The 16,729-nt window shown below is 61.3% G+C and carries 14 protein-coding genes; 1 reads left to right on the plus strand and 13 read right to left on the minus strand.

Annotated elements, in window-relative coordinates; translation table 11 throughout:
• Positions 1-20: 20 nt before the first annotated feature.
• Positions 21-914 (minus strand): cysteine synthase CysM, encoded by an 894-nt coding sequence (cysM, locus tag ACFC20_RS11020; RefSeq protein WP_091991514.1) that lies wholly within the window; start codon positions 912-914, stop codon positions 21-23.
• A 222-nt stretch (positions 915-1,136) separates the two neighbouring features.
• Between cysM and ACFC20_RS11025 the strand changes: the two genes are divergently transcribed.
• Positions 1,137-4,013 (plus strand): ATP-binding protein, encoded by a 2,877-nt coding sequence (locus ACFC20_RS11025; protein WP_375193058.1) that lies wholly within the window; start codon positions 1,137-1,139, stop codon positions 4,011-4,013.
• 21 nt (positions 4,014-4,034) lie between these two features.
• Here ACFC20_RS11025 and pdxJ read toward each other — a convergent pair whose 3' ends face one another.
• From pdxJ to ACFC20_RS11085, 12 genes are all read right to left on the minus strand, one after another.
• Positions 4,035-4,775 carry a pyridoxine 5'-phosphate synthase gene (pdxJ, locus tag ACFC20_RS11030; RefSeq protein ID WP_375193059.1) on the minus strand — a complete coding sequence of 247 codons (741 nt, stop codon included), beginning with the start codon at positions 4,773-4,775 and terminating at the stop codon, positions 4,035-4,037.
• Positions 4,765-5,493 carry a DNA repair protein RecO gene (gene recO / locus ACFC20_RS11035; RefSeq protein WP_375193077.1) on the minus strand — a complete coding sequence of 243 codons (729 nt, stop codon included), beginning with the start codon at positions 5,491-5,493 and terminating at the stop codon, positions 4,765-4,767. Before recO ends, pdxJ begins: the two co-directional genes overlap by 11 nt.
• A 16-nt stretch (positions 5,494-5,509) precedes the next feature.
• Positions 5,510-6,427, minus strand: coding sequence for a GTPase Era (gene era, locus ACFC20_RS11040; protein ID WP_375193060.1), 918 nt, complete (start codon positions 6,425-6,427; stop codon positions 5,510-5,512).
• Positions 6,427-7,116, minus strand: a complete 690-nt coding sequence (gene rnc / locus ACFC20_RS11045) for a ribonuclease III (RefSeq protein WP_091991523.1) — start codon at positions 7,114-7,116, stop codon at positions 6,427-6,429. The genes era and rnc overlap by 1 nt, the downstream gene beginning before the upstream one ends.
• A complete protein-coding gene (locus ACFC20_RS11050; protein WP_375193061.1) occupies positions 7,113-7,502 on the minus strand; it encodes a DUF4845 domain-containing protein in 390 nt (129 codons plus the stop codon). The genes rnc and ACFC20_RS11050 overlap by 4 nt, the downstream gene beginning before the upstream one ends.
• Positions 7,503-7,528: 26 nt before the next feature.
• On the minus strand, positions 7,529-8,332 hold the full coding sequence (gene lepB / locus ACFC20_RS11055) for a signal peptidase I (protein ID WP_375193062.1): 804 nt from the start codon (positions 8,330-8,332) through the stop codon (positions 7,529-7,531).
• A gap of 12 nt (positions 8,333-8,344) precedes the next feature.
• Positions 8,345-10,147: a translation elongation factor 4 gene (gene lepA / locus ACFC20_RS11060; protein WP_375193063.1), complete on the minus strand. Its 1,803-nt coding sequence runs from the start codon at positions 10,145-10,147 to the stop codon at positions 8,345-8,347.
• Positions 10,148-10,252: 105 nt separating this feature from the next.
• The gene (locus tag ACFC20_RS11065) at positions 10,253-12,979 is read right to left on the minus strand and encodes an EAL domain-containing protein (protein ID WP_375193064.1); all 2,727 of its coding nucleotides are present in this window, start codon (positions 12,977-12,979) and stop codon (positions 10,253-10,255) included.
• Positions 12,980-13,128: 149 nt separating this feature from the next.
• Positions 13,129-14,538, minus strand: coding sequence for a DegQ family serine endoprotease (locus tag ACFC20_RS11070; RefSeq protein WP_375193078.1), 1,410 nt, complete (start codon positions 14,536-14,538; stop codon positions 13,129-13,131).
• Between the two features lie 150 nt (positions 14,539-14,688).
• Positions 14,689-15,138 (minus strand): SoxR reducing system RseC family protein, encoded by a 450-nt coding sequence (locus tag ACFC20_RS11075; protein ID WP_375193065.1) that lies wholly within the window; start codon positions 15,136-15,138, stop codon positions 14,689-14,691.
• Entirely contained in the window at positions 15,135-16,085 is a 951-nt protein-coding gene (locus ACFC20_RS11080) for a MucB/RseB C-terminal domain-containing protein (RefSeq protein WP_375193079.1), read from the minus strand. The genes ACFC20_RS11075 and ACFC20_RS11080 overlap by 4 nt, the downstream gene beginning before the upstream one ends.
• Positions 16,086-16,166: 81 nt before the next feature.
• Entirely contained in the window at positions 16,167-16,727 is a 561-nt protein-coding gene (locus ACFC20_RS11085; protein WP_375193066.1) for a sigma-E factor negative regulatory protein, read from the minus strand.
• Positions 16,728-16,729 lie beyond the last annotated feature (2 nt).

Raw genomic sequence — 16,729 nt, forward strand, 5'->3', positions numbered from 1 at the left:
TGGGTTCTCTTGAAAAGGATTCAGGCGCCGGGAAACACACCGGTGGACAGGTACCGGTCGCCACGGTCACAGATAATGGCCACGATGATGGCGTTTTCAACCTGCTGTGAAAGCTTCAGCGCGGCCGCAATGGAACCGCCGGAAGACACGCCACAGAAGATTCCCTCTTCAGAGGCCAGGGCGCGCATGGTGTTTTCGGCCTCTTCCTGGCCGATATCCAGCACCTGATCCACCCGGGTGGCGTCATAGATTTTCGGCAGGTAGGCTTCGGGCCAGCGCCGGATGCCGGGAATAGAGGCGCCTTCCTTCGGTTGCAGCCCGATAATCCGGATATCAGGGTTGCGCTCCTTCAGGTACCTGGAAACCCCCATAATAGTGCCCGTGGTTCCCATGGAGCTGACGAAATGGGTGACCCGGCCGCCGGTCTGCTCCCAGATCTCCGGACCCGTTGTGCGATAGTGAGCCAGCGGGTTGTCCTGGTTGCTGAACTGATCGAGTACTTTGCCCTTGCCCTCGGCTTCCATTTTGAGTGCCAGGTCACGGGCGGTTTCCATGCCCTCTTCTTTGGTCACCGTGACAATCTCCGCACCGTAGGCCCGCATGGACGCCCGGCGCTCCTCGCTCATATTGGCGGGCATGATCAGAACCATCCGGTAACCCTTGATGGCCGCGGCCATGGCCAGGGCGATGCCGGTATTGCCGCTGGTCGCCTCGATCAGGGTGTCACCGGGCTTGATCTCACCCCGGCGCTCGGCTTCCTGGATCATACTGATGGCCGGCCGATCCTTTACCGAGCCGGCCGGGTTGTTGCCCTCCAGTTTGGCCAGAATCACATTGCTGGTGTCACCCGGGAGACGCTGCAGGCGAACCAGAGGGGTATGGCCAACAAAATCTTCGATGGTGGGAAAATGCATAGGATTACCCTGTGGTACACTTTTGGCTTCGCATGATACGCGTAATGACGCCGGTCTCCCAATACAGCTTCTCGCTATATCCATGACCGGCGGCTATATCCGCCGGCATTATCTGGCGCAGCCGGGACTGATACCACAGTTATCCGCCTCCGGATCAACTATTCTTCACAGGGACGTACTCCGCACCGGGTGCGGAGCAAGGCATTGACTCAGGAACACCGTATGCGACGTTGGGGCATTCGCAAGAAAGTTCTGGTGGTAACTCTGGTTCCCACCCTGCTGACCACGCTGATGCTGGGACTTTTCTTTACCTACAGCTGGGTCAACAACATCGAGAGTCTGCTCAGGGATCGGGGCGAATCTCTCTCCCGGCAACTGGCGGCCGGCTCCGAATACGGCCTGTTCACCGCCAACCGGAGTCTGTTAAGCAGCCTTTCCAACGCCCTGCTCGAGGAGCAGGATGTCCGCTCCATAACCTTCTTCGGCAGTGACGGCTCGCGCCTGCTGCACACTGGTCCGGGCAGTTCGGACACGGTCCAGGCAAGTGAACTGAACGCGGAACAGGCCACACGGGTTTCCCGCCAGGACAGCACCCGCTTTGTCACACCGGTGTTTCTCCAGGATCTGATGATCGAGAACATGCTGGACCCGGATGCGCGACAATCCATGTCGAGCCTGCGCGAACCCCTGGGCTGGGTGGTGGTGGAGATGTCCCACATCCGGACCGAAAAGGAAACCTACAAAGCCCTGCTGATCTCACTGCTGCTGGTGCTCGCCGGCGTCATCATCAGCCTGGTGATCGCCCTGAGGCTGAGCCGGGCCTTCACCAACCCGGTGTTCGAGCTGAACGCGGCCGTGGCGAAGCTCAAGGAAGGCAAACTGGATACCCGGGTTTACACCGGGGCAGGCCCCGAATTCGAGCAGCTGGAATCCGGCCTCAACGCCATGGCCGAGGAACTGAGCAAAGCCCAGGCCGAGATGCAGCAGAACATCGATCAGGCCACCGAAGACCTCCGGGAAACCCTGGAAACCATCGAGATCCAGAACATCGAGCTGGACTTTGCCCGCAAGGAAGCCCTGGAGGCCAGCCGGATCAAATCCGAGTTCCTGGCTAACATGTCCCACGAGATCCGCACCCCACTGAACGGTATCATCGGGTTTACCGAGCTATTGCTCAAAAGCCCCCTGCCCCGGCAGCAGCGGGACCACCTGAGCACCATCCGCAAGTCCTCGGAGATACTGCTGACCATCATCAACGATATTCTCGACTTCTCGAAGATCGAGGCCGGCAAGCTGATCCTCGATCGGGTGCCTTTCCAGCTTCGCGATATTGTCGAGGAGGTGATGGTGATGCTGGCCCCGGCGGCCCACAGCAAGAACCTGGATCTGGTGCCGCTGGTCTACAACGATGTGCCCGACAACATCATGGGCGATCCGCTTCGGGTGAAACAGGTCATTACCAACCTGGTGAACAACGCCATCAAGTTCACCCAGACCGGCGAAGTAGTGCTCCGGGCCAGCCTGGAGGAAGAAGATGCCGAGTCCAACCAGGTTACCCTGCGCCTGAGCATCTCGGATTCCGGCGTGGGCCTCTCCAGGGCACAGCAGCAGTCGCTGTTCAATGCCTTCAGCCAGGCCGATGCGTCCACGGCCCGGCAGTACGGCGGCACCGGCCTCGGCCTGGCCATTTCCAAGCGCCTGGTGGAAGAGATGGGGGGCAAGATCGGCCTGGAAAGCGAACTTGGCAAGGGCTCCACGTTCTGGTTCACACTCACCTCCGAACTTACCGGCGCAGGCGAGGCGGTTGCCCCCAGAGACGCCTTGCGGGGCGAACGGGTGATCTACCTCGAACAGCAGAAAACCACCGGTCTGGCGGTGGAACACCTGCTCCGTGACTGGGGTATGGTGGTGGACCGGGTCGCCTCGCCAGGGGCGCTGCAGGAACAGATAGAGGAAGCCCAGAAGAGCCAGACCGGTTACGCGCTCGCCATCATCGGTATCACCCGCCACCTGCTGAACTCGAGCCAGTACTGCGGGCTGGTGCGCACCCTGGAAATCGAGCGCGATTGCCGTACCCTGCTGCTGACCCCGACACTGGAAACCCACGACACACCGCTGTCCGGACTGGCCAGCGGGCACCTCACCAAACCGGTGTGTCGTGGCGCGCTGTACGACGAGCTGCTGCTTCTGGTGCACGGCATCAACACGGGCGGTCGACTACCGGAAGAACAGGAAGTTCCGGGCAAACGCCTGACCGGCAGCCCGGTGCCACGGGTCCTGGCCGTCGACGACAACGAAGCCAACCTGAAGCTTGTCATGACCCTTCTAGCCGACTGCCAGCTTGAGGCGGAGGGCGCGTCGAGCGGGTTCGAGGCTCTCAGCAAGGCACGACAGAAGCCGTTTGATCTGGTGTTCATGGATTTGCAGATGCCGGGAATGGACGGGGTTGAAACCACCGCGCGGCTTCGGGAAATGGACACCGGCAACCACCGCACGCCCATTATCGCGTTGACCGCCCATGCCCTTGCCGAAGAACAGGACCGGCTCACCCGGCAAGGGTTTGACGGCTATATGGCCAAACCCATCAGCAGCGGCCAACTGAATGACATCATTCACGAGTACACCGGTTACGTATGTCCCGGTGCCACTACCGGCGGCCGGATTCAGGTACCGGAGATTCGCGACACCCGTCGGGCGCTGCGCCCATCCACGAGAAAGCTTCAGCAGGATTGCGTCAGTGTTGACGAGAGCATCCAGTTGGCTGCGGGCAAGGCCGACCTGGCCGAGGAGCTGTTCAGCATGCTGCTGGAGCAGGTGCACGTCGACAGGGAGCGCATTCCGGAATTATGGAGCGCTGAGCGCATGGACGAACTGCTTGAGTGCGTGCACAAGCTTCACGGCGCGACCCGTTACTGCGGTGTGCCGGAATTGCGGGCCTCGGCCAATCGCCTGGAAACGGCCATCAAGTGCTCGGCGGCGGATCTTGAGCACCAGAAGGATCAGTTGCTCTCCGCCATGGAACGGCTGCAGATCTGGAGCGACCAGACCGACTGGCAGCAGCTGTTCCGCGAGCGCCACCAGGCAGCCGAGACCAGCTGACTTTTCCCGTTCCGGGCCCGATCAGGCCCGGTTTCGGGCCAGCTCCAGGATCGCCTTCATGTCCCTGACCGCATCCTTGAGGCCGGTAAAGACCGCCCGGGCGATGATGGCGTGGCCGATGTTGAGTTCGTTAATCCCTGCAATGGCCGCCACCCGTTCGGTGTTGTGGTAGTGCAGACCGTGGCCGGCGTTCACCACCAGCCCTTTCTTTCGGGCATAGGCCACCGCCTCGGCAATGGTCCGGAACGCGGCGTCTTCGGCCTCCGGCGTGTCGGCCTCAGCGTATTCGCCGGTGTGCAACTCCACCACCGGTGCACCGCAGCGCACGGCAGCATCAATCTGCAACGGGTCCGGGTCGATAAACAGGGACACCTCGGCGCCAATGCGACCGAGGCGTTCACACGCCTTGGCCACCCGGGATTCCTGGCCGTCCACATCCAGACCACCCTCGGTGGTCAGCTCCTCGCGCTTTTCCGGCACCAGACAGACGCATTCCGGGCGCACCTGTTCGGCAAAAGCGAGCATGGCATCGGTCACGGCCATTTCAAGATTCATCTTGGTCTGCAGCACTTCCTTGAGCAGCAGGACGTCCCGATCCTGAATATGCCGACGGTCTTCTCTCGGGTGGATAGTAATGCCATCCGCACCGGCTTCCTCAGCCAGCAGGGCCGCCTGCACCGGATCCGGATACCGGGTCCCGCGGGCCTGACGGAGGGTGGCCACGTGATCGATATTGACGCCAAGCAATACTCTAGGATTCATCAGATTCTCCCCGAAGGTGCATGAACAGGCTGCGACTGTTGAGGGGCCGCCCCTGCAGAAGATAGTCCACCAGAACACGCATGACCCGCTTCGCCATGCGTCTGCACGGCTCAGACCGAAAGTCTCCGCCGGCCAGATCCAGCAGCACCTGCCCGGAAAGGTTCTGCAGGCGCACACCGGGTGCCGGGTTCGAAACTATGCCCTGCTCCGGATCATAACAATACTGGCCGTCGGGCTCGACGGGCTGGCCGGTATCCGTGGCCAGATCCCAGGCAAAGTCATAGCCCAGGGCGCTGGCAAAGGCCCGTTCGAAATGCCGGAGCACCGGCTCCACGTCAGTGGATTGGGACAGCTGCTCAAGTGCCTCGATGTAGGCGGCAAACAGGGTCGGATGCGGATCGGCGACGGGGAGCACCCGCTGGAGCAGCTCGTTCAGGTAGAGGCCACTGTACAGGGCGACGGTTCGGGTCAGCGTCGGCCCATGACGAACATCCACCTGGGTCAGGGTTTTCAGATCGCCCCGACCGGCCCAGTCCAGCATCAGGGGCTGGAACGGCTGCAACTGGGCTTTCAGGGGGCTTTTCGCGCTGCTGGCACCACGGGCAATCACCGTCATCCGGCCATGGTTGAGGGTAAACACATCCACCAGCAGACTGGTTTCACGCCATGGACGGCGATGCAGAACATAGGCGGGTTCCTGGGACGGCGGCTCCTTCATCCGCGCCATCAGCGCCTCAGAGGTCGTTCATGCCCAGGCTCTTGAGGGCCCGGTCGCTGTCGGCCCAGCCGCGCTTGACCTTGACCCAGAGCCGGAGCATGACCTTGCTGTCAAACAGCCGCTCCATATCGGTCCTGGCCTCCTGGCCGATGCGACGCATGCGCTCACCCTTGTCTCCGATGATGATTTTCTTCTGGCCTTCCCGCTCCACCAGAATCAGCGCGGAAATGTGCAGGGTCTTGCCCTGACGCTTGAATTCCTCGATTTCCACGGCCACCGAATAGGGCAACTCGGCCCCCAACTGCCGGGTGATTTTCTCGCGCACGATTTCCGAGGCCAGAAAACGTTCGCTGCGATCGGTAATCTGGTCATCCGGGTAGAAGTGAATGCTCTCGGGCAGATAGCGGCCCACAGCCTCTTCCAGGGGTTCGAGATTGGTCTCTTTCAGCGCCGACAGCGGGATGATCTCGGCGAAGTCACGCTTCCTGGAAAGCATGTCCAGGTGCGGCAGCAGGCTTTCCCGCTTTTCAATCTTGTCGACCTTGTTGACCGCCAGGATTACCGGACAGGTCAGGCGGCTGAGTTTCTCCAGCACCAGTTCATCGGCGGTGGTCCAGGCCAGCTGATCCACCACGAACACCACCACATCGACGTCGACCAGGGCCGAGGTAGCGGCTTTGTTCATGTAACGGTTCAGGGCCCGTGGCTCCTCCTCGTGCATACCCGGCGTGTCCACGTAGATGGCCTGTACCGGCCCGTCGGTCTTGATACCGAGCACCTGGTGGCGCGTGGTCTGGGGCTTGCGGGAGGTGATGCTGAGCTTCTGGCCGAGGATGTGATTCAGCAGCGTGGACTTGCCCACGTTGGGGCGGCCCACAATGGCCACAAAACCGCAGCGGCTGTCTGGATTCTCCGGACGGGTGATATCGTTCATTACTGGTTCTCCACGCCCAGTTCTTTCAGGGCGTTTCGGGCTGCCTGCTGCTCAGCGACGCGGCGGCTGCTGCCGGTGCCGGTGGTTTTCCGGTCCAGGGAAGGGAGCGCACAGGACACGTGAAAAGTCTGGTTGTGGGCCTCGCCATCCACGGAAATCACATCGTAGCGCGGCAGCGGAAACTGTCGGGACTGAAGGTATTCCTGCAGCCGGGTTTTCGGGTCTTTCTGGGTGTCCTGCAGATCCAGCTTCTCCAGGCGGTGCTCGAACCAGCGCAACACCTGCGCCCGGCAAGTGTGGAAGTCGCTGTCCAGGTAGATGGCACCGATGATGGATTCCACGGCGTCGGCCAGGATGGATTCCCGGCGATACCCGCCGCTCTTCAGCTCACCGGAGCCCAGTCGCAGGTAGTTGCCGAGCTGAAACTCCCGCCCGATCTCCGCCAGAGTCACCCCCTTCACCATGCGGGCGCGCAGGCGGCTCAGCTGCCCCTCTCGGGCTTTTTCAAAGTGCAGGAAAAGGTACTCGGCAATCACCATGTTTACAATGGAATCGCCCAGGAACTCCAGGCGCTCGTTGTTCTGGTTGCCGTAACTGCGATGGGTAAGCGCCAGCAGCAGCCGCTCCGGCGATTTGAACTGATAGCCAATGCGGCGCTGTAGCTGATCCAGATCCGGTTGCGAACTCACTTGCCCTTCATCTCGTATTCGTGCTTGAAGTGGACCACCGTGTCCACGTTGCTGAACAGGTTATTGCGCACCTCATAGTCCACCTTGATCACCACGAACTCACCGTTTTTCTCAACGGAGATATTCTTGGCATCAAAGCCACGCACGTTATTCACGCTCAGGCGTTTATTGATCAGGGTGCGCACCTGGGCAGGTCCCATCTGCGAGAGCCCCTCGGTACCATCGAGACTTTCCAGCGCCTCCCGAATGGTGATGTCATCGAGGTAGGCCGGACCGAGCTTGATCACCAGGGTCAGCAGACCACCAAAAAACAGCACCATGACCATCATGGTCAGGGCCGACGCACCGCGCTGACGGCCGAGGCCGGAAAGATTGCTTTTCTTCATTACAACTGCGCTCCGAATAGTCCGAGTTACTCGATTCCGCCCACACGATCAAAGGATGGCAGACTGGTAAGGGATTTCCAGTGCATCCAGATGGCAAACGCCTTGCCGACAACCATTTCATCGGGGACCGTGCCCCAGTAGCGGCTGTCGTTGCTGTTGTCGCGGTTATCACCCATTACGAAATAGTGGTTCTCGGGCACGACCCACTCGCCCTCGCCACTGCCACCGGGTTGCCCGAGGGTGAGGAAGATATCGTGCTCCACCCGGCCCAGGTCTTCCCGGCGCAATTCCACCGGTGGCAACCGGGCAATGAAGCGGGTTTCCACACGCTCGCCGTTGATATACAACTGCTTGTCGCGGTAGCGGATCCGGTCACCGGGCAGGCCGATCACCCGCTTGATGTAGTTGGTCTCGCCGTCTTCCGGAAACTTGAACACCATCACGTCGCCGCGCTGCGGGTCGCCAACCTCGACCACCTTGGTGCCCACCACTGGCAGTCTCAGGCCATAGGCGTATTTGTTCACCAGGATGAAGTCACCCACCTCCAGGGTCGGCAACATGGAGCCGGAGGGAATCTGGAAGGGCTCCACCAGGAACGATCGCAACACCAGAACAATGGCCAGCACCGGAAAGAACGACCGGCTGAGATCCACCAGGTAGGGCTCCCTGGGCTCCTCGGACTCGGCGCCCTCGCCCGCGTCAACGGCCGTGCCACCACTGGCGCGGTAAGCCGCCATCCGACGTTCACGCAGAAACAGCTTGTCCGCCAGCCAGATCAGACCCGTTGCAAAGGTCAGTACCACCAGAACCAGGGGAAAATCGATATCCATCGAGGACGCCTTTTATTTGTCTACTTTCAGTACGGCAAGAAACGCTTCCTGAGGCACCTCGACGTTACCCAGCTGCTTCATACGCTTTTTACCTTCTTTCTGCTTCTGCAGCAGTTTCTTCTTGCGGCTGACATCGCCGCCGTAACACTTGGCGGTCACGTTCTTGCGCAGCGCCTTGACAGTCACCCGCGACACCACCTGGTTGCCAATGGCAGCCTGGATCGCAATATCGAACATCTGCCGGGGGATCAGCTCCTTCATTTTTTCAATCAGCTGACGCCCCTTGTGATGGGCCTGTTCCTTGTGCACGATCAGCGCCAGGGCATCCACCCGCTCGCCGTTGATCAGTACGTCCAACCGAACCAGATTGGCGGTCTGGAACCGGGTGAAATGGTAATCGAGCGAGGCAAAGCCCCGGCTGGCCGACTTGATCCGGTCGAAGAAGTCCATCACCACCTCGGCCATGGGCAGCTCGTAGGTGAGCTGGACCTGGGTCGACATGAAGTGCATGTTCTTCTGAATGCCCCGTTTCTCCTCGCACAGGGCGATCACGTTCCCGATATGCTCCTGGGGCACCAGGATGTTGGCTTCCACGATCGGCTCGCGCATTTCCTCAATGGAACCAATATCCGGAAGCCGTGAGGGGTTGTCCACCGACAGGGTCTCACCCTGCCTGGTAACCACCTCATAGATCACCGTCGGTGCCGTGGTGATCAGATCAATGTCGTATTCTCGCTCCAGCCGCTCCTGGATGATTTCCATGTGCAGCATGCCCAGGAACCCGCAGCGGAAGCCAAAACCGAGGGCGTCGGAGTTTTCCGGCTCGAAGAACAGGGAGGCGTCGTTGAGGGTCAGCTTTTCCAGGGCGTCCCGGAAATCGTTGTAATCGTCGGCACTGACCGGGAACAGGCCGGCGTAGACCTGCGGCTTGACCTTCTTGAAGCCCGGCAGCATGGGCGTCTGCTCGGCAAATTTCTGGTGCACAATGGTGTCGCCTACCGGCGCACCGTGGATGTCCTTGATGCCGGCTACAACAAACCCTACATCGCCAGCCTCAAGCACATCGGTATCGGTAGGCTTGGGATTGAAGATACCCACCTTGTCAGCGTTCCAGGCTTTGCCGGTGGATTTGATGACAATCTTGTCGCCTTTCTTCAGGGCGCCCTCAGTTACCCGAACGAGAGATACAACCCCCAGGTAGTTATCGAACCAGGAGTCGATGATCAGCGCCTGCAGCGGCGCACTGCGATCGCCCTTGGGCGGCGGGATCTTCCGGATCAGGTCCTCCAGCACGTCCTCAACGCCCATGCCGCTTTTGGCACTGCAGCGCACCGCGTCACCGGCCTCAATGCCAATGATGTCCTCAATCTCCGCGGCCACGCGCTCCGGCTCTGCCTGGGGCAGGTCCATCTTGTTCAGTACCGGCACCACTTCCAGGCCCTGTTCAATCGCCGTGTAGCAGTTGGCCACCGACTGGGCCTCAACGCCCTGACCCGCGTCCACCACCAGCAGCGCGCCTTCGCACGCGTACAGGGAGCGGGACACCTCGTAGGAGAAGTCAACGTGTCCCGGGGTATCGATGAAGTTCAGCTTGTAGACCTGGCCATCCCGGGCCTTGTAGTTCAGCGTGACACTCTGGGCCTTGATGGTAATCCCGCGCTCCCGCTCAAGATCCATGGAGTCCAGAACCTGCTCGGCCATTTCACGGTCGGTCAGGCCGCCACAGACCTGGATAAAACGGTCTGCCAGTGTGGATTTACCATGGTCAATGTGGGCAATGATGGAAAAGTTACGGATTCGGCTCAGTTCAGTCACAGACGATGAATACTCATAAAAAGACGAAGGATTGAGCCCGGAGGGGCCGCGACCGCGGTCCGGGAACGGCGTGATTTTACCGGTTACCGGCCGCCATTGCCATGATCAGGAAATGAGCGGCCGCTCGTACTGGCGAATCAGGAAGCCAATAAGGGCATCTTCATCCAGCGGATAGCTGAACAGATTGCCCTGGCACTGGGCGCAGCCATGGGTTTTGAGGAAGCTCAACTGCTGCGGCGTTTCCACGCCCTCGGCGACAACGGTGAGGTGGAGCTTGCGGGCCAGGGCGATGACCGCCGAGGCAACGTCGGTGGCGCTGACGTTGTAGGGAATGTCGCGAATGAACCGGTGATCAATCTTGATTACGTCCAGGGGCAACTGTTGCAGGGCCACCAGGGAACAGGAACCGGTACCAAAATCGTCGAGAATCAGGCAAACACCCAGGTCGTGGAGGGACACCAGCAGTTCCCGAAGCATCCGGGGGTCTTCGTTCAGTAGCTCGGCCGGCATCTCCAGCTCCAGACGTTCCGGTGCCACGCCGGTTTCAGTGATCACCTGCCGGATCATGTCGAGGAAGCCGGTATCGGTGAGCTGACGAACCGAAAGATTCACGGCCATCTTGAGGGACTCGAAACCGGCGCGCTCCAGCGCCTGCACCTGAATGCAGGCCTGGCGCAGGGCCAGCTCACCCAGCCGGACGATCAGGCCGGTTTCCTCGGCAAGGCCAATGAACTGCTGGGCCGATACCAGGCCCTTCTCCGGATGATGCCAGCGCAGGAAGGCTTCCACGCCTATCACACGCTCGGTCGCCAGATCCACCTTGGGCTGGTAATGAAGCACGAAGCGCTCGCCGTCGAGGGCGCTGGCAAGCTCCTCCTGCTGCAACAGGCGGCGGGCGGCCTTGATGTTCATGGCCGGCGTGAAGAACTGGAAGGTGTTGCGCCCCAACTCCTTGGCCCGGTACATCGCGAGGTCGGCGAACTTCATCAGGGTGCCGGCATCTTCGCTGTCGTGGGGGAGCATGGTGATGCCAATACTGACGGTAATGCCAACCTCGTGATCATTGAGCCGGATCCGTTGGCAAAGGCTGCGCAGAATACTTTCGGCGACTTTGCCGGCGGCGTCCGACCCGCTGATGCGGGACAGCAGCACCACAAACTCGTCACCGCCAAGGCGGGCCACGGAGTCCTCTTCCCGGACACAGCCAACGAGCCACTGGGCCACCTGCTTCAGAAGCTCGTCGCCGGCGTCGTGGCCGAGGGTATCGTTGATACGCTTGAAGCCATCCAGATCCAGGAACATCAGCGCCGCGGGCTCGCCGCTTCGTCGGCAGCGACTGACCACATGCTCCAGGCGGTCGCGGAACAGCTGCCGGTTGGCCAGCCCGGTCAGGGGATCGTAGAAGGCCAGGCGATGCAATTCGGACTGGGCTGCCTTGAGCTGGGTGAGATCCCGCAGGCTCAGTACCACACCGTTTACCCCGGGCACCGAGAGCATGGCTGTGAAGGTGCCTTCCATATCCCGCCAATGGCCTTCCGCATCCCTTATCCGGGTGCGAATCACCGGCATCTGCTTGCCCGGGGCGGCCAGCGATTCATCGAACCCCTTCTGCAGCTGCGGCCAGTCGTCTCCGTGAACCAGCTGCTCGAAGTCCAGCGCCTGCACTTCGTCCGGCTCGAAACCGAGTATGTCGAGACTGGATGGGCTGGCGTACAGGGGCTGCCCATCCTGGTCCATCACCAGCGTGACGTTGGCAGCGCCCTCGGTGATGGCACGGTACCGACCGGCACTCACCTGCGCCATCAGTCGTGAGCGAATGAGGGCCAGCACGAACAGGAACAGCAGAACACTGATCACCAGCCCGCTGCCCAGCACGATGGGCGGCCGGGGATCCGACGCGAGGAAATCGAACGCGGGAGTGGAGCGGGTCTGCAACAGCCACTCCCGTCCCCCGTGGCTGATGGTCTGGCTCATCTGGAAGCTGAACTCGTTGTCGAGAGAGCCCAGGTTAGAGCCGTACATGAGGTTTTGCCGGGCGACCACACCCGCATCGTAGATGCGAACGTCCAGAAACGGCGAAATCAGGCCCACAATGCCGTCGATCAGGTTGTTCATGCGGAAGGCACTGAACACATACCCGGCCAGCATCATCCGTCGTTCGGCCCGGATCTCGGGAATGTCTCCGCCCTGGAACACCGGGTAGTACATCAGGAAGCTGGCCTGGTCCTCGGCAAGCTCCTCCTGCACCAGAACCACCTTTGCCGTTACCGTGGGCGTTGCTTCATCCCGGGCCCGCTCCATGGCGCGACGATGGATCGGATCGCTGAACGCATTGTAGCCGAGCGCGCGTCGATTCCGTTCGGTGCCCGGCTCAAGGTAAACCATCGGGTAATAGTAGGGGCCGGAGCCGAGCGGATTAACCAGGTAGTTGTGCACACCTTCCGTCCGGACCGATGAAATGTGATCTGCCATCTGCCGGACACCAATCCGACGGACATAACCGATACCCTGGATGCCTGGGTAGTAACGGTTGATGTCGACCTTGTCGACGTACTCCCGCCACTGATCCCGGGAAACCTCGCCGGCGACCGCAAACAGGCCAGCGCTACCAGCCAGCACCTGCTCATAGTTCAGCAGACGCTCTTCGATGGCGGATTTCAGCTGCAGGGACTGGGTGCGAAACCGGGCTTCGGTGCGATCCTCCACCAGGCGTATCGACACCTGCCAGAGCAGCACGGTCACCCCTATGGACACCAGGAAAACGAGCCAGGCCACCCAGGCGTGACGGAATTCCAGAAGTTTTCGGAGGGAAATTTCCTGTCGGTTCATCATGGTTCTGGTCCGTTCCCTGGCCATTCATTCTTCTTTTAACCGGCTGAGTATAACAAAAGCCCCCGGGGATGTCCTCGCGGACACCCCCGGGGGCTCGTACACCCGTTGGTTAGACGGGCTGCTGATCAGATTCCTTCGGGATCAGCCGATCAGGGTTTCATCACCAGATACAGGGCACGGCCTTCCCGGACAATCCGGACCGACACCGCCTTGCCCTCTGGCAACCCGCGGACAACCTCCCGGAACTCATCAACCGAGGACACGTTCTGGCGGTTGATCTCGGTGATCACATCGCGCGGACGAATGCCTGCCTCGGCGGCCGGGCCGCGGGCCACATTATTGACCAGCACTCCGCTTTCAACCCCAAGAGATTCCGCCAGCTTGGAGGGCAGCGGCTCAACCGTCATACCCAGAGGTGCGGAGGCGGGACCGCTGCTGTCACCGGCGGGCGCCGAGGCCTGCTGACCGCCCTGCTCCGGCAAACGGCCGATCTCGACCTGCAGCTCCATTTCCTTGCCGCCACGCAGCACCGTCAGGTTGGCTGTCTCGCCGACCGGCGTCCGGCCCACCATGGGTGGCAGATCGGAGGACAGCTCGACTTCCTCTCCGTCGTAGCTGAGAACAATATCACCGGCCTGCAAACCAGCCGCCTGGGCCGGGGAATCCGCCATCACCTCGGCAATCAGGGCGCCCCGCGGCCGGCTGAGGCCAAAGGACTCCGCCAGGTCGCGATTGACTTCCTGAATCAGCACACCCAACCAGCCCCGGGAAACGGAACCCTTGTCCCGGATCTGGCGGAACACGTTCATGGCGTCGTCGATGGGAATGGCAAAAGACACGCCCATGAAGCCGCCGGAGCGGGTGTAGATCTGGGAGTTGATGCCAACCACTTCGCCGTCCAGGTTGAACAGCGGCCCGCCCGAGTTGCCCGGGTTGATTGCGACATCGGTCTGGATGAACGGCACGTAGTTCTCGGACGGCAGGGACCGACCGAGGGCGCTGACGATGCCGGCCGTTACCGTGTAGTCGAATCCGAACGGTGAGCCAATGGCAAACACCCATTCACCGACTTTCAGCTCTTCCGACTTCCCGATCTGGACTACCGGCAGATCTTCCCCGTTCTCGATCTTCAGGACGGCCATGTCGGAGCGCGGGTCAGTGCCAACCAAGGTGGCGGGAAGCTCCCTTCGATCGTTCAGGCGCACGATGATCTCGTCGGCACCTTCCACAACGTGATTGTTGGTCAGAACGTAGCCGTCCGAGGACACAATGAATCCGGAGCCCATGGAGCGGCGCGGCTGCGACTGTCCGGGGCCGCCACCATAGGGCGACTGGGGCCCTCGGAAGAAATCCTGGAAAAACTCAGGGAGCTGCTCCAGTTGACGCTCATCAAACGGCATGCCCCGGTTACCCGAGGTGTTGGCTTTCGGGGCGGTCGTGGTACTGATGTTCACCACTGCGCCGGCGTTTTCCTCCACCAGCTCGGTGAAGTCGGGAAGGCTTCTTGCGGAGCCCGGCTGACTCCAGGCCACCAGCAACAGGAAGCTCAGAACCAGCATCATACCCAGGGGCCTGGTCTGCGACTGGGCATTCCAGGGCAGCTCAACAACGTGTGCTCTGCTTGACATCATAAACTCCAGTTCTTTGTCATGGCTGACGGTAGATTTTGGGATCACCCAGGGCGTTTTCAACTTAAAAAACCGTAGGGTTCAGGGACAGTTCGCGGAGGTGATACGGTTCACCCGAACCAGACGGGGCTCGTAGTGACTGCCGACCCGGCTTTGCAGTTTACGTCCTCCCCAGAAGCCTGCGGCGAGGCCCACGACGGCGGCCATCATCGCCGGTGCATCCTGACCACCGCTGAGGCGATGACCCAGAACACTGGCCACCACCATCAGCAGGAGTGGCAGTGCGTAGACCAGCAGCGAGGCACCCAGAAGGGCGCGCTCATCGATACCGATGGTTACTTCATCGCCAACCCGCGCGTTGATCGAGTTGGGCACGAGAATCTGGTTTGCCCGACCACCGGTGGCCGAGGCGAGCACGCGCTGCCCGCAGCCGCTGCGGGCGGCGCAACTCTGGCAGGCACTGGCACGAATGGTCTGGACCCAGACCCTCTCCCCTTTCTCGGCAACGACCTTTCCGGTTTCCGTGATCATGGGCTCTCCGATCGGGCGGCGACGGCGTTCTCGATGCGAACCGATTCGGCCACCTGCCGCGCGGTGTGAGGCGGCAATTCACCGACCACAGTCACCAGGAACCCACTGCCGCCTTTATTCACCTGGTGCATGTACACCGTTGTTGCGCCAATCAATGAGGCACCGGTGGGCATGTCCACCTGACCTGCCGGCTCGACAAACACCGAGAACGCGGCCAGACCGTCGGAAAAGGCCACGGCCTGCCCCTTGCCCGAACGGGGTGCCGCCGCGGGCATGAAACCGTCCGGTCGCCAACCGAGGTGCCAGCCGTCCATCTGGCCAATCCGGGAGGCCTCGGGCTTCCCGGCATCCAGGGTGGTCGCTATTTCGCGACCCTCGGTACGAATCTCGAACTCACTGTCCGGAATGTCGTTGCCGATTCTCAGGCTGGTGAACTGAAAGTGTTCCAGAACCTCGCCGTCGGCGTTGCGGACCTGGCTCTTGACCAGCAGACCCGTGGTTTTCTCCAGCCAAAGACGATGGCTGTAGCGGTAGGCGTCCCGGGCACTCAGGGCCACCGAAACCACGTCATAACCGGCGACCCGGTCTTCGCCTTTCATCTCTGCCCGATACCAGCGACTGACCGGAACCAGCTGGCTCGTAAACGCCTCGGCGAAAGGCCCTGACGGAATCACCTGGTCGAGCTTCACGCGACCGCGCTCCGGGAGCACACACACCACGTTCATGCCCTTGCGGACAATCTCGCCGTTACCGCCATCCTGTAGCACCAGCCGCTCTTCCACCACGCCATTGTGGTAACGGTGGGCAATCTGCATGGAGTGAACACTGTCTCCGCGGGCGTAGACAAACACGCCCTGGTAGGAGGTCATGTTCAGCGCCGGGCCCAGCCGCTTGAGCCAGTCAGAGGCTTCCTGTTCATCGGAGAGAACCGGCACAGCGAAGGCCATCAACACAATGAGCAGTGCCGTTGACCAGGGATGTCGATGGGCGGTTGGGGTCTGCATAGTACTCACTGTCGCTCCGGGAACTCAGTATCCGCCGCCGTTGGCGCTGACCAGTCGGGCATAGCCAACTGCACCGCGACCAGCCCCGACGCTGTTGTGTTGCGCGTGCTCCAGCAGGTACCGGCTCATCTGTTGCCACTGCTCCTCATCCAGCCCCTGCAGGGCGATTTCCCGAACCGGCGCTTGCGGTGCGGCAGCGTCTGTAGTGGCCGCAGTCACCGGCTGAACCGTCCCGGTCGCGGAGGAATCCCATCCCGCGCCGGCACCAAACCCCACGAGCAGGGCCATGGCTACCATGGCAACGGCAGGCCAGTGCCAGCGTCTCGTGGATGCCCTGAGGGCACCCGCCCCGGAGCGGTCCAGGGCCGAGTGGCGACCGTCCAGAACCTCCCGAACCCCCTTGCTGATATCAAGGCGATCGGCCGGCACATGGGTATCGTGCATGAGATCGCGCACATCCTGCCAGCGTTGCCACTGGGCACGCACCTCGTCCTGGCGGTCATGGGACAACAGGCGGCGAACCGACAGCTCATCGGCCTCGTCGTCCATCATGGCAGACAGTGTTTCTCTGAGACGATCATCCATGG

The organism is Marinobacter sp., assembly GCF_041984545.1.
Taxonomy (GTDB): domain Bacteria; phylum Pseudomonadota; class Gammaproteobacteria; order Pseudomonadales; family Oleiphilaceae; genus Marinobacter.

Excerpts from the sequence above, each read along its gene's own strand:
- pdxJ (WP_375193059.1), bottom strand. The coding sequence starts at position 4,775 with ATGAATCCTAGAGTATTGCTTGGCGTCAATATCGATCACGTGGCCACC.
- lepB (WP_375193062.1), bottom strand. The coding sequence starts at position 8,332 with ATGGATATCGATTTTCCCCTGGTTCTGGTGGTACTGACCTTTGCAACG.
- recO (WP_375193077.1), bottom strand. The coding sequence starts at position 5,493 with ATGAAGGAGCCGCCGTCCCAGGAACCCGCCTATGTTCTGCATCGCCGT.
- ACFC20_RS11065 (WP_375193064.1), bottom strand. The coding sequence starts at position 12,979 with ATGATGAACCGACAGGAAATTTCCCTCCGAAAACTTCTGGAATTCCGT.
- ACFC20_RS11085 (WP_375193066.1), bottom strand. The coding sequence starts at position 16,727 with ATGGATGATCGTCTCAGAGAAACACTGTCTGCCATGATGGACGACGAG.
- ACFC20_RS11025 (WP_375193058.1), top strand. The coding sequence starts at position 1,137 with ATGCGACGTTGGGGCATTCGCAAGAAAGTTCTGGTGGTAACTCTGGTT.
- ACFC20_RS11070 (WP_375193078.1), bottom strand. The coding sequence starts at position 14,538 with ATGCTGGTTCTGAGCTTCCTGTTGCTGGTGGCCTGGAGTCAGCCGGGC.
- ACFC20_RS11075 (WP_375193065.1), bottom strand. The coding sequence starts at position 15,138 with ATGATCACGGAAACCGGAAAGGTCGTTGCCGAGAAAGGGGAGAGGGTC.
- ACFC20_RS11050 (WP_375193061.1), bottom strand. The coding sequence starts at position 7,502 with ATGAAGAAAAGCAATCTTTCCGGCCTCGGCCGTCAGCGCGGTGCGTCG.
- era (WP_375193060.1), bottom strand. The coding sequence starts at position 6,427 with ATGAACGATATCACCCGTCCGGAGAATCCAGACAGCCGCTGCGGTTTT.
- cysM (WP_091991514.1), bottom strand. The coding sequence starts at position 914 with ATGCATTTTCCCACCATCGAAGATTTTGTTGGCCATACCCCTCTGGTT.
- ACFC20_RS11080 (WP_375193079.1), bottom strand. The coding sequence starts at position 16,085 with ATGGCCTTCGCTGTGCCGGTTCTCTCCGATGAACAGGAAGCCTCTGAC.